19 protein-coding genes and 2 pseudogenes are annotated in these 24,144 nt (G+C 67.0%); 10 read left to right on the top strand and 11 right to left on the bottom strand.

The genetic code is table 11. The features are described from left to right. The first annotated feature begins 142 nt into the window (after positions 1–142). Complete coding sequence (locus tag ACQP0P_RS43880) at positions 143–454, top strand: transposase (RefSeq protein WP_433367954.1); 312 nt, start codon at positions 143–145, stop codon at positions 452–454. A gap of 69 nt (positions 455–523) precedes the next feature. On the opposite strand, the gene ACQP0P_RS43885 is transcribed toward ACQP0P_RS43880, so the two are convergent. Further along, positions 524–781, bottom strand: a complete 258-nt coding sequence (locus tag ACQP0P_RS43885) for a DUF7660 family protein (RefSeq protein WP_433367956.1) — start codon at positions 779–781, stop codon at positions 524–526. A 300-nt stretch (positions 782–1,081) separates the two neighbouring features. On the opposite strand from ACQP0P_RS43885, the pseudogene ACQP0P_RS43890 reads away from it, so the two are divergent. Further along, positions 1,082–1,252 (top strand): annotated as a pseudogene (locus ACQP0P_RS43890) (transposase); the annotation flags it as partial. 408 nt (positions 1,253–1,660) lie between these two features. Here ACQP0P_RS43890 and ACQP0P_RS43895 read toward each other — a convergent pair. Next, positions 1,661–8,170, bottom strand: a complete 6,510-nt coding sequence (locus ACQP0P_RS43895) for a polymorphic toxin-type HINT domain-containing protein (RefSeq protein ID WP_433367959.1) — start codon at positions 8,168–8,170, stop codon at positions 1,661–1,663. Positions 8,171–8,476: 306 nt separating this feature from the next. On the opposite strand from ACQP0P_RS43895, the gene ACQP0P_RS43900 reads away from it, so the two are divergent. Next, positions 8,477–8,833, top strand: a complete 357-nt coding sequence (locus ACQP0P_RS43900) for a hypothetical protein (RefSeq protein ID WP_433367961.1) — start codon at positions 8,477–8,479, stop codon at positions 8,831–8,833. Between the two features lie 2 nt (positions 8,834–8,835). Here the strand turns inward: ACQP0P_RS43900 and ACQP0P_RS43905 are convergent. After that, positions 8,836–9,053: pseudogene (locus ACQP0P_RS43905) on the bottom strand (IS701 family transposase); the annotation flags it as partial. Between the two features lie 1,414 nt (positions 9,054–10,467). On the opposite strand from ACQP0P_RS43905, the gene ACQP0P_RS43910 reads away from it, so the two are divergent. From ACQP0P_RS43910 to ACQP0P_RS43940, 7 genes are all read left to right on the top strand, one after another. Then, complete coding sequence (locus ACQP0P_RS43910) at positions 10,468–10,989, top strand: hypothetical protein (protein WP_433367964.1); 522 nt, start codon at positions 10,468–10,470, stop codon at positions 10,987–10,989. Positions 10,990–11,458: 469 nt separating this feature from the next. Further along, complete coding sequence (locus ACQP0P_RS43915; RefSeq protein ID WP_433367966.1) at positions 11,459–11,851, top strand: DoxX family protein; 393 nt, start codon at positions 11,459–11,461, stop codon at positions 11,849–11,851. A gap of 30 nt (positions 11,852–11,881) precedes the next feature. Next, entirely contained in the window at positions 11,882–12,298 is a 417-nt protein-coding gene (locus tag ACQP0P_RS43920) for a hypothetical protein (RefSeq protein WP_433367969.1), read from the top strand. Beyond that, positions 12,295–12,684: a YciI family protein gene (locus tag ACQP0P_RS43925; RefSeq protein ID WP_433367972.1), complete on the top strand. Its 390-nt coding sequence runs from the start codon at positions 12,295–12,297 to the stop codon at positions 12,682–12,684. Before ACQP0P_RS43920 ends, ACQP0P_RS43925 begins: the two co-directional genes overlap by 4 nt. A 14-nt stretch (positions 12,685–12,698) precedes the next feature. Beyond that, positions 12,699–13,928 carry an RNA polymerase sigma factor gene (locus ACQP0P_RS43930; RefSeq protein WP_433382411.1) on the top strand — a complete coding sequence of 410 codons (1,230 nt, stop codon included), beginning with the start codon at positions 12,699–12,701 and terminating at the stop codon, positions 13,926–13,928. 1,073 nt (positions 13,929–15,001) lie between these two features. After that, complete coding sequence (locus ACQP0P_RS43935) at positions 15,002–15,694, top strand: hypothetical protein (protein ID WP_433367974.1); 693 nt, start codon at positions 15,002–15,004, stop codon at positions 15,692–15,694. 1,054 nt (positions 15,695–16,748) lie between these two features. Further along, positions 16,749–17,141, top strand: a complete 393-nt coding sequence (locus ACQP0P_RS43940; RefSeq protein ID WP_433367977.1) for a VOC family protein — start codon at positions 16,749–16,751, stop codon at positions 17,139–17,141. A 205-nt stretch (positions 17,142–17,346) separates the two neighbouring features. Here the strand turns inward: ACQP0P_RS43940 and ACQP0P_RS43945 are convergent, their stop codons facing one another. From ACQP0P_RS43945 to ACQP0P_RS43980, 8 genes are read right to left on the bottom strand one after another with little or no spacing between them, the layout of a single operon-like run. Continuing rightward, positions 17,347–18,069 carry a maleylpyruvate isomerase family mycothiol-dependent enzyme gene (locus tag ACQP0P_RS43945; protein ID WP_433367979.1) on the bottom strand — a complete coding sequence of 241 codons (723 nt, stop codon included), beginning with the start codon at positions 18,067–18,069 and terminating at the stop codon, positions 17,347–17,349. Further along, positions 18,066–18,911: a fumarylacetoacetate hydrolase family protein gene (locus ACQP0P_RS43950; RefSeq protein WP_433367982.1), complete on the bottom strand. Its 846-nt coding sequence runs from the start codon at positions 18,909–18,911 to the stop codon at positions 18,066–18,068. Before ACQP0P_RS43950 ends, ACQP0P_RS43945 begins: the two co-directional genes overlap by 4 nt. Next, positions 18,908–20,029 carry a cupin domain-containing protein gene (locus ACQP0P_RS43955; protein ID WP_433367985.1) on the bottom strand — a complete coding sequence of 374 codons (1,122 nt, stop codon included), beginning with the start codon at positions 20,027–20,029 and terminating at the stop codon, positions 18,908–18,910. The genes ACQP0P_RS43950 and ACQP0P_RS43955 overlap by 4 nt, the downstream gene beginning before the upstream one ends. 1 nt (position 20,030) lies before the next feature. Then, complete coding sequence (locus ACQP0P_RS43960) at positions 20,031–21,047, bottom strand: flavin reductase (RefSeq protein ID WP_433367988.1); 1,017 nt, start codon at positions 21,045–21,047, stop codon at positions 20,031–20,033. A 3-nt stretch (positions 21,048–21,050) separates the two neighbouring features. Continuing rightward, entirely contained in the window at positions 21,051–21,728 is a 678-nt protein-coding gene (locus ACQP0P_RS43965) for a 4-carboxy-4-hydroxy-2-oxoadipate aldolase/oxaloacetate decarboxylase (RefSeq protein WP_433367991.1), read from the bottom strand. After that, positions 21,725–22,381 (bottom strand): RraA family protein, encoded by a 657-nt coding sequence (locus ACQP0P_RS43970; protein ID WP_433367994.1) that lies wholly within the window; start codon positions 22,379–22,381, stop codon positions 21,725–21,727. Before ACQP0P_RS43970 ends, ACQP0P_RS43965 begins: the two co-directional genes overlap by 4 nt. Continuing rightward, positions 22,378–23,079: an RraA family protein gene (locus ACQP0P_RS43975; RefSeq protein ID WP_433367997.1), complete on the bottom strand. Its 702-nt coding sequence runs from the start codon at positions 23,077–23,079 to the stop codon at positions 22,378–22,380. The genes ACQP0P_RS43970 and ACQP0P_RS43975 overlap by 4 nt, the downstream gene beginning before the upstream one ends. Beyond that, on the bottom strand, positions 23,076–24,110 hold the full coding sequence (locus tag ACQP0P_RS43980) for a hypothetical protein (RefSeq protein WP_433368000.1): 1,035 nt from the start codon (positions 24,108–24,110) through the stop codon (positions 23,076–23,078). The genes ACQP0P_RS43975 and ACQP0P_RS43980 overlap by 4 nt, the downstream gene beginning before the upstream one ends. Positions 24,111–24,144 lie beyond the last annotated feature (34 nt).

Genomic DNA, 24,144 nt, shown 5'->3' on the forward strand with positions numbered 1-24,144 from the left:
GCCCTGTCCAAAGGTGAGGGCCGACGCGGGCCGCTGCTCGGTCAAGATGTTCTCGGCGGTAAGGGCAGACGGCACGCTGCGCTACCGGCTGGGGCGCGGCTCGATGGACCGGTAGGCGTTTGTCGGGTTTTGCGCGCATCTGTTGCGGACCGTCACCGGGCTGATCTTCCTGATCGTCGATGGCTCCTCGATCCACACCGCCCGGGCGGTCCGTGATTTTGTCGCGCGTACCGGCGGCCGGTTGCGCCTGTTCTTCCTGCCCGCCTACGCGCCCGATCTCAACCCCGATGAGTGGGTCGGCCAGAACATCAAGGCCCGGGCGGCCCGTGAGGCGGTCGCCGACGAGCACGAACTGGCCGCGGCCATGCACAGCGGCATGCACCGGCTGCAAAAGCGCTCCGACATCGTCCAGGCCTTCTTCACCGACCCTCACCTGGCCTACATCGGCGCCTGAACCAGTAGTCCCAAAACTTACGATCGGCTCAGTACCTGACGTGAAAGTCGCTGAGATCACCTAACCGGATCATTCGTACCTTGCGGCAGCTTTCAGCATCATGGCGAACAGTTGCCATGTGGGGAGTTCAGGAACAGCCTCTCCCTTCGATGTGAAGTAACCTTCCATATCCGCAGTCCATGCGGCCAGCGCATCAAGATACGACGTGAGAGTTACATTTTCCCAGTCCTCCGGCCGGGACTTCAGATCTTTTCCAAGCTGCAAGATGAAGGATGCTAAATCCATGCGTGACTCAACCTGATCACTTTCATCGTTCAGATCTTCCATGTTTCCTCGACTCTGATTTCTTGTCATTTGGAATCTTCTTATTTGCGAACCCTGATGGAGGTGCCGCCATTCTTGGTGGTGAACTTAAATCGATCGCGCCGAATCTCGGCTGGGGTCGCCATACGGTATCGGATGGCAACTCCAGCTCTCTGGAAGGCGAGTAGGCGTCGATTGTCAAGGGTAAATAGTTTGCCATCACGCTCAACCAGTCTGATCTCAGGCACGTCCTCGGCCTTCAGTTTACCGGCTCTTCGATTTTGAGGGGGATGTTCACCCTCAAAATCGAAGAGCCGTATTACATCGGTCGGGGTGGCACCGCAGCACTGCGGCGCCACCGGGCAGATCGAGAACTGCCAGGTGCTTCCCATGCTCACCTACGCCTCTGATGCCGGTCATGCCTTCGTCAACCGGTTCCTGTATCCGCCCGCCTGCTGGACCGATGCCCCCGCCAGGATGAAGGACACCGGAGTCGCCCCACTCCACCGTCTACAGCGACCCGAACCTCGCCATCGTCGACGTGATTGCCTGCCGGTCAGCCACTCGCTTGACTGCGTCGAAACGTTACATCCCTTTTATCCATAGATAGCGATGAGGTCCAACATCCCCTAGGAGGCACAGGTTCTTTAGATGATCGAGAAATATTTTCTGCTCAGGAGAGAATTGATGAGGGGAATTTAGCAGGCCTTCTATTTCCGAAATGATGGCCTCCATTTGCGAGCGGTTGAATACCGTATCGCCATACGCATCTATGTGGATAAGGAGGGGGCACGTCTCCCTGTCTAAAAGAATCGACTGCAGGATATCGAGAGAGATGGATATCTCGTCAGAAAGTGGCCTGCGGAACTCGCTCAGCAGTTGCATTTTTATGCTCGCCATACGTTACACCGGATACATGGTGACTAGGCGGCCCTGCTTATCCCGAACGACCGCGTATCTTGTGCTCAGCTTACCGCCCCTACGCTTCGTGTTGCCGATGATCCTACCCGCGTCCACATAATAGATGATGGTTCCGTACTTCTTCTGATATTTGCCTACTTTTCCTTCGGTCTCACGGGCGAGTTCGCCAAGCACATTTTCATCGATTCCTTCATCCCATACCCCGTCATCGCTCGCTCCATAGGAGTCGTGACCATGCCTGTCAAGGGCATGATCGACTCCGTCGAGATCATGAGGGCAGGGTGCGTTGTGGACAAGAGTGTCCGCTCCTCCGACTGCCACGTAGTACGTGTGAATGTCCGCAACTGTGAGGTTGTGAACACGCTGGTAGCCAGTAGTCCACTTCGCGATTCCCACGACCTGGAGTTGGTTACCGGCGCTGGTTCGCAGCCATTTCCCCGGCTGGAGTTTGGTGGCCTGCACCCAGGCGCGCTGATCGCTGACCCAGAAGGGGTGCTCGTCGGTGGCGATGACCACGCCGGTGGCGCTGCCCTTGTCGCCGTCGGTGTCGACGGTGATCTGCACCAGGTTCTTGACACCCTTGCTGGTGATGAGCGCAATGATGGGTTTCGCCCTCGTGGTGCCGGTCTCGGGGTCGGTGGCGATGACCTTGTCGCCGACCTTGACCTGTTCGATGGGTTTCTCGGTGCCATCGGCCATCACCACCTTGGTGCCGGGCACAAAACTGCTCGGCTTTCCGCATGCCGCGTAGGCCTTCTGCGCGGTCTCCCTGGCCTTTTCGGCGATCTTTAGTTTGTCCTTGGCCGTGACCCAGCTCTTGAAGGCGTTGATGGCGTCGCCCGCGTGTTTCCAGAGCTTCTTGCCGAGCTCGTAGGCCTTCTTCCATTTCCAGGGCAGGGCGTACTTGGTGGCGAGTTTTCCGGCGAGGCCGCCGGCGAGTGAGCCGAGGATGTTGAGTGCGGTTTCGCCGCAGGCGCCGAGGTTGCCGGTGGTGAAGCACTGGATGCCGGCGGTGATGCCGAGTTCGTCGGCGGCGATCTTGGCCAGGGCCAGGACCGCGTCGAGCATCAGTTTGAACTGCCGGTCGACTTCGGCCTTCGCGGCGGCGGCGTTGGTCTCGGCCTGCTGCTTGCGCTGGAGCTTGCAGGCCCGGCTGCTGGGCTTGGAACAGGGATCGGCCTTGCCGGTGGGCGCCTCGGGGCGCAGCCCGGTGGGGTCGGATGCTCCGATCGGGTTGTTGCCCCCGTAGCTGTAGGGGTTGAGCCACTGGGGTTTGTCGAGGCTGAGCAGCGGGTCGGTGGAGACGAACTTGGCGATGGAGGGGTCGTAGTAGCGGGCCGAGAGGTAGTTCAGGCCGGTGGAGTCGTCTTCGATCTTGCCGAGGAAGCCGCGGTCGGTGAAGGGCAGGTCGTCGGAGCCGCGGCGCTGGCCGTAGGGCAGGTAGCGTTCCCGGGCGACCTGGCCGGTGGCGTCGTCGACGGCCAGCTGGGTGGAGCCGTGCAGGCCCGAGGCCAGCCACTTGATCCCGCTCGTGGTGCGCAGCGCGACGGTGGAGCCGTCCGGGCCGGTGTAGTAGCGGGTGGCCTTGACCGTCCCGCCGGACAGCTCCAGCTCCATCGCACCGAGGTAGAGGGTGGCGGTGCCGTCGGGTTCGCGGCGGATCAGCCGTTCGCCGTCGGCGTCGTAGACCATGGAGGTCTCGGCGCCGTCGATGACGGCCTTGTCCAGCTGGCCGAGCGGGTTCCAGGTGAAGGTGCCCTGTTTGCCGCCGACGGTGCGGGCGGTCAGCTGCCCGGCGTTGTCGTAGCCGTAGGTGTCGGTGCCGACGGTGCCGCCGGCGCGGGCGATGGAGGTGACCGCGTTGGGCCGTACCGCCGAGGCGCCCGGGGCGGGGTAGGTGTAGGTGGCGGTGGTCGCCCCGTCGGTCAGGCCGGTGAGGTTGCCGACGCCGTCGTAGGTGTAGCTCTGGTTGTAGGGGTCGACGCCTCCGGTGGCGGGGCCGGTGGCGCAGGAGGCGGCGGTGGTGGTGGTGAACGCCGCGCTCAGGCGGGACAGGCCGTCGTAGGTGAAGCATTCGGACTGGCCCGGTGTGGTGCCGGGGACGGCGGAGGCGGCGTCCAGGATCCGGGTGATCTCACCGGCGGCGTTGTAGGTGACCTGATCATCTTGGGCTGTGACCGGGGTGGCGGTGTCGGCTTTTGCGGTGGTGGTCAGCCGCGACAGCCAGCCGGTCGAGGTGTCCCAGGTGAAGGCCCGCTTCACCTGCGCGTTCGCGCCGTAGTGCCGCTCCGAGACCCGGGCGGTCTCCGAATAGAGCGTGTCCTTGACGTAGGTGGTGGAGCCAGCGTGGTTCGAGGTCAGCGTCTTGGGCAGGCCGAGATCGGTGTAGGACAGGGCGAGCGTCTCGGCCGACAGTCCACCGGCGGCGGGCATACCCTGCCCGGTGAGGTTACCGGCCCGGTCGTAGCCGGCGGTGAAGGCGTAGTCACCGGCCAGCGCGCCCTCGGCGGCGGGGATGGTGAGCTTGGTGCCGGTCGGCCGGTAGGAGTCGTCGTAGCCGGTGACGGTGTCGGTGTAGGCGCTGGCGCCGACGTAGCGGGTGGCCGATGTCAGCTGCCCCTTGGCGAGGGTGTCGTAGACCCACTCGGCGGCCTTGGTGCCGGTGCCGGCCTCGCCGACCCACTGGGCGGTGCGCCGGCCGAGGTCGTCGTAGCTGTAGGAGATCTTCGTGCCGTTGCCGTCGATGCCCCACAGGATCCGGCCCATGGCGTCGTAGCCGGTGGTGCCGCTGCCCGCGTCGGGGTCGGTGGCGGCGGTGCGTCGGCCCAGCCAGTCATAGGAGAAGGTGCGGACGTTGCCATTGGCGTCGGTGACCTTGGCCAGCTGGCCGGCGACGTCGTAGCCGTAGACGGTGTCGTGATGGACGACCGCGTCCTTCCACTCCTCGGTCTTCACCGCCCGCCCGGCCGCGTCCGAGACGGTGGCGGTCTTGCCGCCGACCGGCGGGGTGACCTCGATCCGGTCGGCGCCCGGGTAGGCGGTGGTGGTGCGGCGCAGTTCGGCGGCCAGGCTGCGCTCGATCACCGCGGTGGGGCGCTGCAGGGTGTCGTACAGCGTCTCGGTCCACTGCGGCAGGGCCGTGAGCACCGGGTTGAGCAGCCCGCTGCCCGGCGCGCCGGTGTTGTAGGCCGGCTGGGTGACAGCTCTGGTCAGACCGCGGGCGTCATAGGTGGTGGCCACGACGATCCGCCCGCCCGCCGGGGAGGCCGACTGGACCTCGCGGGCCCGGCCCAGACCGTCGTCGTAGGAGTAGGTGGTCAGATACTTCGCGTTCGTTCCGGTGCCGGACAGCAGCTTGCGCATCGTCGTCCTGGCCGGTGCGGTGGCCGAGACGTCGTAGGCGACGGTCGCGGTCGGGGTGCCGCCGGCGCGTGGCTCGCCCGGACCCCACAGGGTGGTGGTACGGCCCAGCGCGTCGTAGTCGATTTCCAGCCGCTTGTTGTTGGCGTCGACCAGCGAGGCCGGTAGCCCGCTCAGGTGTGAGGACGTGGTGGTGACGGTGTGGCCGAGCGGGTTGGTGACGGTGGCGCCGACGTGCGGCCATCCCACCGCGGGGCTGTAGGAGGTGGTGGTCGTCTTGTTCAGCGCGTCGGTGGAGGTCAGCGGCCGGCCGTAGTCGTCGAAGGTCGCCTTGGTGGTGGAGACGCTGGTGGCGCTCGCGTAGGTGCGGGTCTCGGTGACGTTGCCGTCGCTGGGGGCGTTGGTCGCCGGGTCGGTGCCGCCGTCGTACAGGCTGATGCTCTTGGCGAGCACCGCGCCGGTGGCGCAGTCGTCGCCGGAGCGCCGCTCGACGGTCGAGGGCAGGTTGGTGAACCACTGCCCGGCGGCGACGTTACGGGCGTACGTCGTGGTGGAGCAGGTGTTGTCGGTGGCGATCGCGGTGTCGCCGTAGTCGTTGACCTTGTTGGGCAGTCCGTCGGCGTTGTAGGCGGTGCGTGACTCGGTCCACCGCCAGGTGCCGCCACTCACCTGTTCGCGGCTGCGTTCCTTGGTGCGCAGCACGAACGCCGGGTCCTGCACCCCCGGGCCGCTGCCGGTGGACTGGACCGTGTACTCATACCTGGTCGATTCGACCTCGGCGAAGGTACGCGGACTCAAAGAGGTCAGCTTCCAGCTCTGCTCCTGCAGCACCTGGCCTTGCAGGGCTTTGACGTCGGTGACCGTGGTGCCCTCGAAGTTGGTGACAGAGGTGCCCATGCCGCGCAGGAAGGTGTCAGAGGTGACGGTGAAGTCCGCCGGGTCCGACCCGGATCCGCGGGTGGTGCGTACGGTGGCGTACCCGCGCCAGTCGGTGGACGGCGGCACCAGCCCCGGCTGGGCGTACTCCACTGGTGAAGCCCAGCCCGGCCCGCCCAGATACTCGTAGCCGTTGACCATGTCCGGGGAGGCGGCGACCATGTCGCGTTCGGTGACCTTGGTGACCAGCTGCTTGTAGTACAGCGTCCAGGCCTCGTTGCCCCCCTCGCTCATGTCGATCTTGTAGCAGTCACCCGTGTGGTCGTTGAAGTAGTTGGTGCCGTCGCGGCCTTTGCCGCCCGAACACGGGTCGGCCTGGCCGTAGACGACCTCGATCCGCCCGCCCATCCCGTTGGCGATCGCGCCGATCCGCGGCACCATCCGCCACGACAGCAGATCCGTCCAGTCGGACATGTCGTCGTAGACCATCTTCCCGGCCAGCATGGTCGCGTCGAAGTCGGTCGCAGGCAGCGTGATGCTCCCGCCGGCCAGACCGGTCTGCTGGACCGTGTCCAGCCACAGCAGCGGGTCGTACGGCGCGCCGAAGTCGGTGCGGGTGTAGACCCACGTGTAGGTCATGTTCAGCCGGGTCACCGGATCCCACGCGCTGGTGGCCGGGTTGAGCGACTCGGTCAGCACCGAATCCAGCCTGCGGGTGGAGTAGAAGGCGATCGCACCGTTGGCACACCCCACCTGAACGTCACATTTGAGGTCGGTCGGCACATCGGTCGACCCACGATCGGACGTGGTGAAACTCGTCCGGGTGGTCGGCACACTGCCGGCCACCTGGGTGTTGTGGCCCCACTCGGCCTTGGCCAGGAACCCGCCCCGGTCATACGGCAGCACCCGATAGGCCTCATGCAGACAACTGGGCAGGCAGAAGTAGTTGGTCTCCCGGTTATAGGTGTAGTCGATGACGTTCTCGTTGGCATCGATCGACTGGTCCAGATTCCACCGCCACACCCCGGTACAGGTCGGCGGGATCGCATCGGCGATATACCGGTCGTAACACGGCTCACCGGACTCGTTGCCGACATACGGCACCTGCCACTGAGCGTCCTTGCGGTAACCGAACCGGGAGACCTGCCCCTCGGCCGAGGTCACCTTCCAGTACGCCTGGCTGTCGGCGCCACCGGGCAACTGCTCGATCTTCCAGCCGAAGTCCGGCACCGTCTTCCACAGCCCCGAGATACGGTCCTTGACGATCTGCGCCGACCGGCCACCGACATTGAGCACCAGTTCCGACTGCGACATGTCGTTGGTGGTCGCGTCGCCGTCGTTGGCGTCCGGTGACTCCCAGCACAACGCCTTGCCCGCGGTGCCGATCTCCTCGGCCGTCCAGATCAGGTCAGCTTGCTCGTTGTAGAAGTTGTCCACGATGCAGCGGCGGAATTTACGCTCGATGAACCCGCTGTTCAGCTCCCAACCGGCACCCACCACCCCGGACTGGTTGTTGGTCCACGACCCCTGACCGTCCACCGAAGAGGCCTCGTACCCCAGCGACAGGTCGGGGCCATTGCCGATCGGCGACGGCGCTTCGGGCAGCGGGTAGTCGTAACTGAACGACCCGCCCGAGGTGCCTGCCTGCCAGGTGCCCGACGGCTTGAGGTCGGTGGCGCCGAAGTTGCCGTCCGGGCCGGTCAACCCGGCGGCCATCAGATACACCGAACCCTCGGCCAGCCGCTTGGCCGCCGTCGCCTCGGCCGCCGCCTTCGCGGCGGCCTTCGCGTCGTTCTTCGGCGCAGCGGGGACCTTGGCCGGTGCAGCCTGTCCGATCTCCACCTCCGCCACCAGCACACCGGATTTCAGGTCGTTGGTCGCCTTCACCGCCTGCGGGCGCACCACGCACTCGCGCGGACGCGGCGTCTGGACGGCGCAGGCGGGCAGGCGCCAGATTTGCAGGCGGCCGGCGAAGTTACCGCCGAACCCGTCACGGAAGCTCGCGTAGGAGAACTCCGCCCGCACCTTCCCGGGTTGATCACCACCGTCGACCCGCTCGAACCGGGCCGCCACCCCCACCCCGCCCAGCTTGCGTACCGCCTCGACCGGCAGCGTCTCCACCTTCACCGTGCCGACCTCGGCACCGGACTTCACCGCGCCCACCCGGACCGGCAACTCACCGGCCCGCACCAGAGTGGATTTCACCTCCACCTCGGCGCTGCCCGGCTTGGGCCACACCGGATCCTTTCGCTCCACCGCAGGTGCGCTTTCCTCCGCACCTTTACCGAGCTTGGGTTTCGGTACGGCACGTCCATCCACCGACGGCTCGGGATCCGACGTGGGAACGGCCGCGGCCGCCGGCTGAGTCAGACGTTCGGGAACCCCCACCCCGGAGATCAGAACCGCCATCACAACCCCGATCACCAGGGCCATCAGCCGAACTCGCACGCGCCGAACCCGCATCCCGAACCCTTCCGCAGGCACGCTGACGCAGACCCCAGATAAGGGGCCTTCATGCGTCAGAGAGCAGATAAAGAGCAAATAAGAGGACGATCACCGTGGATGTTGATCGAGATGACAAGAACGGTCAACACACAGAAAAGTGTCTTACCAGTTACTCGGGGCAATGATCTGCCGCGATGCCGCAACTTCGAGACCTTGTTAAGCCTGGTAAAGATCACAGTCGTGAACGTGCACCGACGGGCGAGAACCCGCAAATCCCTGAATGTGACTTACCTCACACAAAATACCGAAACCCCGCTATTTGGCGGCCCGGATCACCTCGACAATCATCGAGCGGTCGTCGGGATGGGCTTGGGCCAGGCGCTCCAGCGCATACGGGCCAGCCAGGCGAACGAGGGCTTAGGCGTGGCCGAGTTGCTCGGCGGCACGACCTCTAGTACTCCAGTGACATTTTGAGATCAGGGTTGAGATCGGCGCTGGTAGTGGCATCGACGGGCGATGGCCTGATGGCGGCGTCGCCACTGTGACCAGCGCAAGATCTCCGCTATCCGGCGGGGCCGGGCGGAAGGAGTACGGCCGGCAGACGGCGGATCTCGGGCATCGTCAGCGCTATATGCCGGTCGTCGGTAACTGGCTGGGCCGCGGCGACCACGGCCAGAAAGGCCAGGGCGAGCAGGGTCTACGCTGTCGGCCACGGCCATCACGCGATCTTCGAGTGTCTTCACAAACTCCGAATGATCGCGTGATGGCCGTCTTCGTGCGACCCCGCCTGCCGAAGATCGCAAAGTGTCACTGGAGTACTAGAAGGCGTTGCGAGCTGGTCTTTTGGCATTCACTGGTTCTCATCGTTTCGCGCTGTTTCTCGTGCCCATGTGCCCTGAGTGTGCCCTGCCCTCGTAGATCTGGGTGATCTCGGATGCCGGGTGCCGTCACTTGCGGAAACGGCTCGATCATGTCGCTGAGCAGCGGTTACGTTTGCGGGCGTCTCACGTCACTTCTTACTGCTTTTGGTGCTCTCACGGAACAGCGACGGAACAGAGCAGAGTTCGGCAGATCCGTCGATTCCGCCTACTTGCCGCTCACCTGTCTGGGCTTCCCTGACCCCTTTCAGGGGTGAGTTCAGGCCGTCACGCCTAAAACGTGGCCAGTGATGGCAGCTTGGCTGCCGCGAGGTCCTCATCAAGCCATGAGAGCTCGCCGGCGTAGGCGGCGGCCCAAGCATGCCCCATCGACGCAGCCTCAGGTCGCAGCGAAATGACGACCGTTTCTCTCGCTAGATGTGGCGCCACAAGCCGCTTCAGCACCGCACCATTCGCTGTCTCGATAGTCGTCTCCGCTACCTTCGGATCTGTAGCCCCTACAGACACCGCCAGCCTGCGGCCTTGGCCGCACGTGCCACTTCCAACCGAAGCAGGAGGTGGCGCCAATCAGAGTTTGTTGGCTCTTGCCGCAACTGCTGTAGCACGGGTTCAAAGGTTGGCTCGCCCGCAGCCGATTCAAGTCTTAGTGCGAGCATCAAAAACCGTGGGAGCGCTGCGCGGTGACTCGCAAACATCAACAGTTCGGCCGGCAAACGCCCCCGCTTCCGGTACTGCCGCCGAAGCCAAGACGGTCCCAGCGTTGTCGAGAGCGATTCGACCACCTAGTCAATGGCCATCTTGCCTGCCTCGCTGAACGCTGCCCCATTAGACAGATGTCTCAGCAAGTCCCACTCAGGAGTTTCTACATCCATGGGCATCAGCATGGAGCCCGTATCCCTGCGTCGCCACACGTTTACGTCGATGGTTGCAAATAAGTTGGGCGACGTAGCCAGCTTACCGATGGTACAGGTCCACACGCGCGGAGTACCGCCCGCGACGCAAGTTCCGGGTGGAGATCTAGAGACCGGAGGACATCTGAAAGAGATCAGGCATCTGTTAGGCAGGATCCAGCTCAACTTGGAGAGTAGCGCGGTCAAGCGGTAACCCGGTGAGATCGAGCGTTGACGCATACGAACTCCTCGGGTGTTTGGAGCGAGCCAGTAATGACGAGTGAAACGAGATAATGCGATTCATCCACCATGCGGCTGGTTGTTGCGCTACCTTTCGCCCATGTCGATCCAGCTTGTGTCCGCGCTCATTGGACTGGGTGGCGCTCTCATCGGTGCAACGGCAGCCATGGCAGTCGCTCTCATCAACCATCGCCTGAAGACGCGACAAGACCTACGTGAGCAGCTAATCGATGGCTTCATCGAGTCTCTAAAAGGGGACACCGTAGCAGCATTAGCAGGTACGAAGCTGCAAGCCGCACGCATTGGTGACCGCAAGTTACTACGCAAGTACTATGAAGCAGATAATGTCTACGAGGTAGTGGACGCAATGCACTCGATCTTGCTGAGTGCTATGAATGCAGAGCGGTCTGCTCAGAATCTTCAGCCGCTCGAACTATGTGACATTGACCACCTGGTTCTATCCCCTGAGTCAGCAGCGCAGCAGCAGGCGTGGAGAAAATCTCCCTCTACTTTTGCGGTTGACCCCTCGTTGCGAATTAAGACCGATCGAGCCAAGGTCCAAGGTGAATCGCGCGACAGGGGCCCGAGGACAACCATGAAACGCGGAACAAAGCAATCTTGAGCCCATACAGGGATCAAACCGGCTTGAGCTAGGGCGCATGTCACATCAGTATGAGCGAGAACGTGAAGCGTGTCTTGTGCTGGTGTCATATGAGCGCCTACTTGCAAACGGGAGCCAGTCACGACGTGGAGGGTCTCTTTCCCTAGTCGGGCGTGTGGGGACGGTCGTCGGCGACAGGGGTTGTGTGCCTCCGTTGCTGTACTTCGCTGCTGTAGGGCCAGGTCGTTCTCATCCACGCGAGCGTACCCAAGGGACCAGCCATTTCTTTGATGATTTCTCGGCGTCGTTGCCGGTATTGGGCGCTTCGGCAGCGGCTGAGCACCAGAGGTGGGCCGTCCGCTCGCGGCTGGCGGGTCCCGGCGGGCTGAACCCCCGTCACCACGACAAAAAGATTTCGGCTGCACTGTCGAGAGCGCCCGCACGTCTCCGACAGAGAGGGTGAAGCACGGCACACACCAAGGAGACCACCGTGACCACAACGACTACGCCATCGACCAGGACCGCTACCCGGACCCGCAGCCGCATCCGAACCGCGCTGTCCTGGGTCGTGCAGCTCGGCCTCGCTCTGCAGTTCGCCTCCGGCGGGCTGCTGAAGCTCTTCGGCGACGCGCAGATGACGGCCATGTTCGCCGAGATCGGGGTCGGCCAGTGGCTGCGGATCGTCGTGGGTTGCCTCGAGCTCGCGGGTGCCGCCGGACTACTCGTCCCGCAGCTGGCCCGCGCGGCCGCCGTCGGACTCGTCGCGCTGATGATCGGCGCCACCATCACCAACGTCGCGGCGCTCGGCACCAGCCCGGCGCTGCCGCTGGTGTTCTTGCTGCTGGCGGCCGCCGTTGCGGTACTGCGGCACGGCCATCGCTGACCCTTCACCTTTACATCAGAGGAGAACATCGTGACCGCGACAATGAACACCCTGCGCAGCCTGGAACCGCTCGTCGGCACCTGGGCCATCGATGGCCCCGGCCTGTCGGGTACGGTCCGCTACGAGTGGATGGACGGCGGCGGCTTTCTCGTACAGCACGTCGAGCTCGTCCAAGATGGTGAGGTCAACCGCGGCGTCGAGTACATCGGCTTCCACGCCGAAAGCGGCCAGCTGCGCTCACACTTCTTCAGCCAGAACGGCGAGATCCTCGAGTACGTCTATGAACTGGCCGACGATACCCTCACAATCTGGTACGACGGCGTCGACTCCCCGGCCAAGTTCGTCGGCGCCTTCGACGCCGATGGCGTGCACAACGCCGGCGCCTGGCAGTGGCCGGGCGGCGGCTACGAGTCGAACATGACGCGGGTGGAGGAGCTGGCCCGATGAAGTACATGATCATGACCTTTGGCGAAGCGTCGGCGTGGGACATCCTGGGCCTCGGCGCTACGGAGGCGACCTGGTCTCCAGAGGAGGTCGCCGAGCACTTCCGCTCCATGTCGGCGTTCTACGCCGACCTCGCGGCCTCCGGCGAAATGGTGACCGGCTTCGGGCTGGCCGACCCCTCGCACACGATGACCGTGGAGATCCGTGACGGGCGGCCCGTCGCCTCCGATGGACCGTATGCCGAGGCCAAGGAGGTGCTCGCCGGGTTCGGGGTGATCGACGTCGCCTCGCACGACCGAGCGGTCGAGTTGGCCGCGCGCTTTGCGGCGATCGTGCACAGCCGGGTGGAACTGCGGCCGATCATGGACGACGCCGGCCGGGAGATGTGACCGTACCCCCGCGGATGGAGGACCTGCTGCGCGAGCTCGCGCCGCAGGTCCTCGCCGCACTCACGCGCCGCTACGGCCACTTCGACCTCGCCGAGGAGGCCGTTCAGGAGGCGCTGCTCGCGGCCGCGACCCAGTGGCCTAAGCAGGGCATGCCGGACAATCCGCCGGGCTGGATGACCACAGTCGCCACCCGCCGTATGACCGACCTGCTGCGCAGCGAGCAGGCCCGCCGCCGACGTGAGCAGCAAGAAGCATTACGCGTGTTGCCCGCCGACCTGCTGTCACCGGCGGCCGACGTCCCGCCTGCCGGGGACGCGGACGACACCCTGCTGCTGTTGTTCCTGTGCTGCCATCCCGCGCTGAATCCGCCCGCGCAGGTCGCGCTCACCCTGCGGGCGGTCGGCGGCCTGACCACCGCTGAGATCGCCCGCGCGCTCCTGCTACCCGAGGCGACGCTCGCGCAGCGGATCAGCCGCGCGAAGAAACGCATCCTGGAGGTGGGCGGCCGGTTCCGGATGCCCGATGACCGGGATCGCACACGTCGCCTCGACGTCGTCCTGCACGTGCTGTACCTCATCTTCAACGAGGGCTACACAGCCACAGCAGGGGAGTCGCTGCATCGCGGCGAGTTGTGCGCGGAGGCGATCCGCCTGGCCCGGATGGTGCACCGGCTGCTGCCAGATGTCCCTGAGGTGAGCGGGTTGCTCGCCGAGATGCTGCTCACCGATGCCCGCCGTCCGGCCCGCATCGGCGTGGACGGCGAACTGGTCCCGCTCGCGGAACAGGACCGCGGCCGGTGGCGCCGGGTGATGATCGATGAAGGCATCGCGTTGCTGACCGACGCATTGCCGCGCAAGCGGCCAGGTCCGTACCAGTTGCAGGCCGCGATCGCCGCCGTGCACTCCGAGGCGAGACGCTTCGAAGACACCGACTGGGCGCAGGTTGCCGCCCTCTACCAGGTGCTCGACCAGCTCGCTGACAACCCGGTGGTCACGTTGAACCGCGCTGTGGCGGTGGCGATGTTGAGCGGCCCCGCAGCTGGGCTGGCCGTCCTTGAGACAGTAGCCGGGGACCAGCGGATGGCCGGCCATCACCGGCTGCACGCGGTGCGCGGGCACCTGCTTGAGGAAGCCGGCGAGAGGGCGGCTGCGGCCGCGGAGTACCGTACCGCAGCCCGACTCACGACCAGCCTTCCCGAGCGCCGCTACCTACTGACCCGCGCTGCCCGGCTGGATGTGCGCTGACACCCTCGAATCTTCGACTCTCCAGGCCGCAGCGCGGCGTTACACGTGGATATCGAGACGAGGACGGCGGGTCAGGACCACGCCAGTGAGGGACGTCAAGGATCAGCACATAGCGCAATCGCCGTGACTGTGCCGCGTAACCGGCCCGGCCGCGTCCGTGATCTGCCGTTCTGTCCGGCCCTGGCTCGCACTTGCGGGCCTAAGGACGCCAGCACTTCTCGAAGAGCGACCGATGAGGCATGCGCCGAGCCGGTGATGAGGAGACATCCGTGAGCGCGGAAGCATGGCTCCGGCTCCGATCACAGTTCATGCTTGGGCAGAGACTACAAGGGACCGTTCTCCCTGCTCCGTGGCCCGCCGGAGTGACCGGGATCTTCGTGGATCTCCGTCTCCCCGTGGTCGGCTTTGTGGACGTCCTTCTCCTGTCGCATGACTCCGGCCGATGGCCCGCGGTGGGAACGGTGACGGACTTTCAGATCTGGTGGATGGACGAACGACCCCAGATCCGCCTCAAGCCCATTGACCCGGCCCATCTCCGCGACGACTTCGACGACTGGGCCATCAGGTTCCGCGGTTACGCATGACATTTGCTGATCGTCGCGGCGGAATCGAGGATCAATCCCGCCGTCTTCGTCTCACGGGCCATGAAGCCCTCGCCCCTGGTTAGCATCCCGTTCGAAGACACCTCACTCTTGATCACCTTCTATGGATGTCCACCCACACCCAGGGACGGTGTTAGCACTTCCGTTAGCAAGATCACATCTTTTGGGTGCTGTCCCCACGAGCTGACAGCATCAGCGTTCAAGCTGAGAAGCATGAAGCGGATCAACCATCGTGATCGCTAAGCCGCGTACACCACCTCCGCGGACGTCGCTGAGAAAACGTCACTTACGGGTGCCCGCAGGTAGGGACTTTCAGTTGTCGTGCATGAATCACATAGGCGACAAATCGGCCCACCCGAATGGGTCTGGTGCTGTAACATTCGAGTAAGCTTCTTGTTACCTTAACGCGGATATAGCACGATCCTGTCAGCTGGCCTGTTTATCCTCCTCATACCTTTCAAGGAGGAACGGATGCCAGGTCCTCGCGACTACACCCAAGGCACCAAATCCGCTCTTGCGCATCTCAGCGGCGGACTGTGCTACTACCCCGGCTGCCCCGAGCCTGTCCTGCGGGAGGACGAGGGCAAGTACTACATCATCGGGTTCATCAGCCATATTCGAGCTGCATATCCGAACGGTCCAAGATTTGATAATACGATGGATGACGATGATCGTCGCGACATCAAAAATCTCATCTTCCTGTGCGAGCCTCACCATCTCCGCATAGACAAGGAGCGCCCCCAGGACTATTCAGTGGAGACACTTCACCGATGGAAGGAACAGCGAGAAGCTAGTCCCGCTGAAGCACTCAAACGTCTACGTGAAGTTACACCCAGCGGCCTGAAGCAGATCGTCGCGGAGGGCCTTAAGGTTCGTGACGATAAGATAGTCTCCGCCCTAACACGCCTAGAGAAGACCGATCGAGGGGCAGCTATGGCCCTCCGCAGCGTCATCGACGAACTAGCCGAGGTTTACTCCAAAGGACGTCGCGCACTGGACCCAGATCTAATCGAGACTCTAGACAGGGCTTCCAGGAAACTTTCCAGATGGGATCCTGTGCACTTTTCCAGCCTAGAAAGCGCAGCTGATAAACTATCCCGGATCCTCGACTCCGGTATGGTCGATGATCTTCTTCGAGCCAGCCGTAGATTCCCCGAGCGCTAGGATCGAAAGCATGAAGCCTCTGTCCGATACGGACAGAGGATACTTTTTTATGCGCTAATCATATCCGATGCTGCACTGCGCCCTTCGTTTCCACGGATCAGCGTCAACCTCGAAGCAGCCATCACTCACCTGCACGCCACACTCGACGGTAAGCAGCTCACCATTACCGGCTCAGCCGCATTCATCGACGGTGAGCGCATCGAGGGCACCACTAAGACCGGCCGGAAGCGCGTCGTCAGTCTCGACGACGGAACGGTCAAGGTTCTGAAGGTGCACAGGAGCCAGCAGGCCACGCCACAACACTGCTCCTGGCTGTCAACGGCCAAGTGCGTGTGGGTCTGGCCCACTTTGCATGGCCACGGACATCGGACGCCATGGTGCCGTTCTCGGGAATCGTGACGACAACGCTCCGTCGAAGATCCACGCGCTTTGCCGAACTCCTCGGCGAGGCGCGCACTGTTCTGCACGCTCATTTGGCGCACCCGACACCTAAGCCCGGCCTCCCTGAGTGCGCCTCCCGAATTCCTCCCACAGCCAGAGGCTGCAGCCCTGAGGCAGGCAGGGGAATAGGAAACCAAGGCGGCCAGGCTTACGATGGCCTCTCCACCTCAGGGCACACGGACGGCACTCATCCAGTTCGATGAGCAGCCCTGATACGTAGCCGTTGCTGTATTTTGCTGCTGCACAAGATCAAAAAGGCCACTCCCTGATCATGGGAGATGGCCTCTGAAGTGTGGTGGAGCCTAGGAGATTCGAACTCCTGACATCCTGCTTGCAAAGGGGAGCCGGTAACCACCTGGGGAACTCCTCGGCCTGCTCAAGCGTGTGATGGTGGATGTTGACATGAGGGGTTGTGCGGCCCTGTCACGGTGCCCTGGTTGAGGATCGAGGTAAAGGTGCCCGTCGGTGACGGCGCCGGCCACCTCACCCGGAACATCGGTAGAAGGCATCGGGGCATTTTAAGGAAACCTCGGAGCTGACGAGGACGAACGCGAGGGGCTGTGGAAAACCCACGGCACCCATGGATTCCTCGGGCGCGGGCATGATCCGGGGCATGGAAGTCCTCAGCAGCCGGATTCTCCTCCGCCCCGCCGACCCCGACCGCAGCCGCCGGTTCTACCGCGACGGGCTGGGCCTCGCGGTCTACCGCGAGTTCGGGCCGCCCGGCGATCCGGGGGTGGTGTTCTTCCTCGGCCAGGGATTCCTGGAGGTCTCCGGGCGCTCCGAGGGCGCGTCCGGCCAGGCGGTCGGAATATGGCTCCAGGTCCGCGACGTCCGGGCCGAGCACGAACGGCTGGCCGCCCTGGGAGTCCAGGTGACCCGGGAGCCGCGGCAGGAGCCGTGGGGCCTCGTCGAGATGTGGATCGAGGACCCCGACGGGACATCCGTCGTCCTCGTCGAGGTCCCCGAGGACCACCCGCTCAGGCGCGACCAGCGGCCGTCCTGAGCACGACCGCCCCGGCCCCGGTGGCGGCCGTCCTCGCGCGAGGGCCCCCTCGCGCCAGCGCCCCCTTGGGCGCGGTCCGCTCCCCGGCGCGGGTCGGCCAAGCGGCCCGCTCTTGGGCGCAGTCAGAGCCAAGCGGTCCGCTCCCCGGCGCGGGTCGGCGCTCTTGGGCGTGGTCAGAGCCGGGCGGCCCGCTCTCCGGCGTGGGTCAGAGCCAGGCCGTGAGAGCGGGAGGCGGGGCACCGTGCTCGTCGGTGAGCGTGCCCGCCCCGCGCCCGGTCAGCCAGCGGGCCAGTTCGCCGGGCTCGCCCCCGACCCGCACCGGCGTGCCCGGCCCGTCGACCGACCAGGTACGGCCGGTCGCGCTCACCAGCGACAGGGCGGGGTCATCCCCCTTCACTGAGCGGCGGGCGGCGACGTCGGAGAGGAGCTCCTCGCACAAGTCGACCGGCAGGTCGGCGAACGCGACGCCGGCGTCGAGGTCGACGGCGTGGACGGCGACCTCCCGGACGCGCAGCCAGGGGATCTCGGACGCGGGGACGGTGCGGCCCTGCGCGGTGACGACCGGCGCGCCCCACTGCCGGTCGTCGAGCGCGGCGAGATCGGCGAGGAGCCCGGCGCTGTGCTTGGAGACCAGGTCGCGCAGCCGTCCGGCGGGCCAGGAGGCGCCCTCCGCTATCTCCGCCGCGCGCTGCTCCGGCGAGGCGTACATCGGATTGGGCTCGCCGGTGCGGGCCCAGGAGGCCAGCCGGCGCAGCGCGGCGGCGTTGAAGCCCAGGTGGGCCACCAGATGCCGCCGGGACCAGCCGGGCAGTGGCGTGGTGCCGTCGAGGTCGGCGTCGGCGAGCCGGTCGAGCGCCCCGGCCAACAGGTCCGTGCCGCGCTCCATCCACTCCAGCGACCGGATACGGGCGGTGTCTCCCCCGGTCACGACGGGTCCGAAGCGGGGACACGGGCGACGTTGTCCAGCCTCCCGATGCCGCTGATCTCGGTGACGAGCCGGGAGCCGTCGGCCAGGTAGCGGGGAGGCTTCCGGGCGTGCCCCACACCGCCGGGGGTGCCGGTGGCGATGACGTCGCCCGGCCGCAGGGTCAGGATGGTCGAGACGTAGCGGACCAGTTCGACCGGGTCGAAGACCAGGTCGCCGGTGCTCGCCTCCTGCACGGTCTCACCGTCGACCGACCCGGTGAGGGTGAGTGCCGGACGCACGCCGCCGGGCAGTTCGTCGGGGGTGACCAGCACCGGGCCGATGGGCGTGGTGCCCTCGAACGTCTTGCCCTGCAGCCATTCCGGCGAGCGGTACTGCCAGTCGCGCATGGTGACGTCGTTGACGACGGTGAACCCCGCGATCGCCGCCTCGGCCTGCTCGACGGTGGCCCGCCGTACCGTGGCTCCGACGACAACGCCCAGCTCCGCCTCCCAGTCGACCGCGCCGGACTCCGGCGCCAGCTCGATGGTGTCGGTGGCGCCGATCAGCGCCTCGGGGTACTTAGCGAAGAGCGTCGGGAACTCGGGGAGCTCCCGGCCCATCTCCAGGATGTGGTTGCGGTAGTTGAGCCCGACGCAGATCATCTTGCCGGGGTGGGGGACGACCGGCGCGAACCCCTCCCCGGTGGGCTCGATCCCGGCGCCCCGGGCGGTCGCGGCGTGCTCCCGCCAGTCGGGGCGGGCCAGGAGGGCGCCGACGTCCGACGCCCCCAGGTCGACGTATCCGCCGTCCTCCACCCGCACCGCGCGGGTGCCACCGGGGACGCGAAGGGTCGCGAGTTTCAACGGGGTGCTCCTTCCACATGCGAGCGGTCCTGGTGCAGACGCTCGAAGATCGGGGTGTCGCTGAACCGGAAGAGGTCGAGGCCGGTTTCGGCGCCGACGGTCAGCGGCTGCCAGGAGGGGACGACGAACAGGTCCCCTCTCTCCACACTCCACCGGCGGTCGCCGACGGTCACCTGCCCGCGTCCGTCGAACACCTGCCAGACCGAGGAGCCCACCTCCCGCCGGGTCGCGGTCAGCGCGCCCTCGCGCAGCCGGTGGAACTCGGCTCGGATCGTCGGCATGACGTCGTGGCCGGTGGTGGGGTTGGTGAAGCGCACGGCGGCGTGGCCGGGTTCGACCACGCCCGGGTGCCCCTCGTCCTCCAGGTCGAGCTGGTCGCGGAGGGCGGCGTCGGTGTGCTCCCAGCGGTAGGCGGCGATCGGCGAGGAGGGGGTGTCGCCGAGCCGGGAGACGGGGCGCAGCCCCGGGTGGGCCCAGAGCCGTTCCGAGCGCGACCGGTCCGGCGTCTCGGTGGTCGACACCTGCTCGGGGCCGAACTCGAAGAAGGCACTGTCCGTGGCGTGGACGAAGGGGATGTCCAGGCCGTCCAGCCAGGCCATCGGCTCGGTGGCGATGTTGTGGTGGCCGTGCCACCGCCAGCCGGGCGTGAGCAGGAAGTCGCCCCGGCGCATGGCCACCGGGTCGCCGTCGACGACGGTCCACACGCCCTCGCCCTCCACGACGAACCGGAAGGCGTTCTGGGTGTGCCGGTGCTCGGGCGCCACCTCTCCCGGGCGGAGGTACTGGATCGCCGCCCACAGAGTCGGCGTCGCGAACGGCCGCCCGCCCAGGCCCGGGTTGGCCAGCGCGATCGCCCGCCGCTCACCCCCGCGCCCGACGGGGACCAGCTCCCCGGCCCGCCCGGCCAGGGGCAGCATCGCGCTCCACCGCCAGACGTGCGCAAGCGCCTTGGACCGCGGACTCCGCGGCATCAGGTCGCCGATCTCGGTCCAGAGCGGCACCAGCAGTTCCTCTTCGAACCCCCGGTAGAGGGAGTCAAGCTCGGGTGTGCGCTCCGGCTGGTCCGGCCCCTGCCCCGCCGTGATGCGGACGGTCCCCCGCGTGCTGTCGACGGACATGTCATGGCTCCTTGGTCGCGGTGGCGGCCGGCCCGGCCGGGCGGCACAGGCGTCGGCCCACCACCGACAGGTGTTCGGTCGTCGCCTCGCGGGCGCGGACCGCGTCGCCGGCCGCGATGGCGTCGTATATCTCCTGGTGGGCGACGAGCGTCCGCCGGGTCGCCTCGGCGTCGGTGCCGGCCGCGTAGTGGGCATGGCAGGAGCGGGCGAGTGACTGCAGCGAGGCCGCGATGGCCGGGTTGCCGCTGGCCACGCCCAGGGCCACGTGGAAGGCCACGGACTCCTGGGTGAAGCGGCCGGAGCTGGAGGCCGCCGCCCGGGAGCCCTCCAGGGCCTCCCGCAGCGCGGCCAGTCCGTCCGTCCTCCGGCGGAAGGCGGCCAGTTCGGCGGCGGCCGGCTCCAGCGCGCTCTGGGCCTCGATCAGCTCCTGGGGGGACAGGCCGCTTTCGTGCAGCCGTACCGAGAGGGCGTCGGCGAACGCCTCGATCCGGTCGTCGGGGGTGCCGTCGTCGGCGGCGTCGAGCCGCCGGTAGCCGCCCGCCCAGTACAGCAGAGGCCGGCCCGCCGTCCCGCCCGCGGCGGCGACCTCGCCGATGAGGACGCGGTGGTCGCCTCCCGGGAGGATCGCGTGCAGCCGGGCGTCGAACCAGCTCAGGCAGCCCGTGACGACGGGTGCCCCGGTCTGCTCCTCGTGGGTGGCGACTCCGGGGAACGCCCCCTCCGCCCGGCCGCGCCCGCGCGTGGAGAAGTACTGCGACACGTCCCGCTGACCGCTCTCCAGCACACTGACCGCGAAGCGGCCGGCGGTGTCCACCTCCTCCAGGAAGGGGCTGTGGGCGTTGATGGACACCGCCACCAGCAGGGGGTTCAGCGAGAGGGAGACGAACGAGGTGGCGGTGATGCCGTACAGGTGGGCGCCGTTGCGCGTCGTCACCACGGTGACACCGGAGGCGAAGAGGCCGGCGGCGCGGCGGAAGGAGTCCACGGCGGTGCCCGGAGCTGTCGTCGGCGCGCTCATGGGCTACTCCCCCGCCCTCTCGTGGCCGGGCGGATACCCGAGGCCGCGGAATCCGTAGATGTCCAAGGTGAGCTCTCCGTCTCGCAGGCGGCGCATGTAGGCGTCCTCCTTGGCCGTCCGCTGCCGGGCCGCCTCCACAACGCGCCCGGCCTGGTCCGCGGGGATGACGACGATCCCGTCCTCGTCCGCCACGACCAGGTCACCGCGCCTGACGGGCCGTCCCCGCAGGAGGATCGGGGAGCCGACCGTGCCGGGCCACTCCTTCACCGTCCCCCGGATCGCGACGTGCGTGCTGAACGCCGGGAACCTCAGGGCGCGCATGCGTTCGGTGTCGCGCACACCGCCGTCGATGACCAGGCCGACCACCCCGCGCCGCTGCGCGGCGACCGCCAGGACCTCGCCCCAGTAGCCGAACGGCGCGGCGCCCGCGTCGACGACGAGGACGTCGCCGGGGCGCGCGGCCTCCAGCGCCCAGTGCAGGGGGAGGTTGTCCCCGGCCGCGGCCTGGACGGGCAGCGCGGTCCCGGCGAGGCGGGCTCCGGTCCAGGCCGGGCGGAACGCGGGGTCCAGATCGCAGGCGAGCCCGGACGCCTCGTACAGGGTGGCCGACCCCATGGCCAGCAGTTCCCCGGTGTCGGCGTCGGTGCCGACGTGACCGTCCGTACTGCTCGGCGCGCTCAAGACGCTTCCTTCCGCTGCAGGTCGTGGTAGCCGTAGGCCGCGCGGGCCTCGGCGACGGTGGATCCGTCGAGCGCCTTCCGCAGGATCCCGTCCTCGCGCTCGGAGATCTCCTCGGCGACCGCCAGAACCCTGTCCTCGCAGTCTCGCGGCACGGCGACGACCCCGTCCTGGTCTCCCACGATGAGGTCGCCCGGCCGGACCTGGACTCCGCCGATGTTCACCGGCTCCTGGACCTGGGCGACCTCGACGCGGTCCTTGCCTGTGCGCATGAACCGTCCCCGGCTGTAGATCGGGTAGGCGAGGTCCAGCGCCCGGTGCACGTCGCGGCAGACGCCGTCGATCACGGTTCCGGCGATGCCGCGGGCGTGGGAGACCGCGGTGAGGATGTCACCCCAGACGGTGCAGTCGAGGCGGCCGTCGTTGTCCAGCACGACGACGCCGCCCGCGGGCACGTCGTCCAGGTAGTCGCCGACGGTCCCCGGCGGGGTACTCGCCGAGACGTAGCGCACCGTGTAGGCGCGGCCGACCATCCTCTGGCCGGGGCCGAGCGGCGCGATGCCGAGCAGGCTGCCGGTACGGCCCAGGCGGTCGAGGGCGTCGGAGACGCTCGCGGTGGAGAGCGCGGCGAACCGCTGTTCGATGCTGTCGGTCATGGGACCGCCTCCGCGGTGATCGTCGGGAACTGGGAGTCGTGCATCACGTCGATGACGTCGCGCCCGGAGCGCACGGCCCGCGCCATGGCGAGTTCGCGGGCGGCGATGCGTTCGGCGAGGTCCAGGACACGTCCGATCTCGGCTCGGGCGACGAAGGCGACGCCGTTGCGGTCGGCGATGACGAGGTCGCCGCTGTTGACCCGGACGCCGCGCACCTGGATCGGCACGTCCATGTCCTCCTGGACGATCCGTCCCCGGGCGCTGACCGGCACGGCCGTCCGGGCGAAGAGCGGCAGGTCGACGCTCTCGCAGTCCTGGACATCGCGGCAGGCGCCGTCGACGATGACGCCGGCCACCCCGCGCTGGACGGCGGCCTCGGCGAGCAGGCCGCCCCAGCAGGAGACGTCGGTGCGCCCGTGGTTGTCGATGACCACCACGTCGTCGGGGTCGGCCACGGCCACCAGGGGGGTGGCGATGTGCGTCGCGGGTCCGGCCGCGGACTTGGGCGCCGCCTTGACGGTGCGGACGACGCCGGCCATGACGCGCCCGGCGGGCCACATCGGCTTCAGGCCGGTCACCGCTCCGGGCAGGCCCAGGGTGTCGAGCGCGTCGGAGATCGCGCAGCTGTCCAGGGCGCGGAGCCGTACGACCTCGGCCGCCGCGCCGCCGGGGGCCGCGGTGCTCGCCGGGGTGCTCATCGGGTGGTTTCCTCTCTCGCGGGCGACCAGGTCACGAATCCCATGGCGTTGCCGGTGCCGGCCTCGGTGCGGTAGCAGGGCTGGTAGTCCACCGAGCTCACCGACAGGCCGGTCTCCTCCGCGATCCCGGCGACGGCGATCCAGTTGCGCAGCTCGGAGCTGCCGGAGCGCATCTCCGACGCCGGAACCGACGCCAGGTGCTCCTCGTCTCCGGCCTTCAGCGCCGTGAGAAAGGCCAGGTCGAGGTCCTCGTCGATGACGAAGTGGGACAGCCCGCCCGAGGCCACCACACCGATCCGCAGGTCCTCCGGGAAGGACGCGAGCGCGCGGCCGAGCGCGCGGCCGAAGTCGAGGCAGCGCCGCGCCGAAGGCGGGTTCGGCTCGTAGAACGTGTTGATGAAGACCGGGACCATCGGCACCGTGGATCGCTCGCCGACGATCCGCTGGTAGATGAAGCCGTAGCCGTGGGGGATGCCGTGGTTGCCGTAGCGTCCCGCGGGCAGGCTCCGCGAGGCGGCGACGTCGAAGCCCTCCTCGGCCGCCGACTCGATCAGGTGGCGGGCCAGGTCCGCCCGGCAGGGACGGGTGACGGTTCGCTCCGGCACGTCGCCGTGGGCCGCCTCCGCCAGCCCCGGCGCCATGGCGGCGAGCTGCTCGGGGGTGAAGGGGACGTGGTCGACCGCGTCACCCCAGTAGATCGCGAAGGCGGGCAGCAGCCGGTCGTCGTAGACCTCCTTGTGGTCGCTGCTGACGATGACCAGGACGTCCACCTCCGCGTCGCGCAGGTGCGCGCCCAGGCCGTCCATCGCGTGCCGGCAGGCCTCCCACCGAGCGGCCTGGACGTCGTCCGTGCACTCGTGCGCGAAGTCCTGGCGCGCGGCCTTGAGCTCGTCGAAGGTGTAGCGGGCGCCGCGGAACTCCAGGGTGGAGCTCCGGCGGTCGGCCTCCCCCCGCTCGGCCCAGCGGGTCGGCGGGGTCTTCAGTTGCGGTCCGTGTGATGTGCCGATGCCGGCCACGACTGTCGCCATCATCTGCCTTTCGTGTGGTGCGGGTGTCCGACTGGGG

The organism is Streptosporangium sp. CA-115845, assembly GCF_050943795.1.
Classification (GTDB): Bacteria; Actinomycetota; Actinomycetes; order Streptosporangiales; family Streptosporangiaceae; genus Streptosporangium.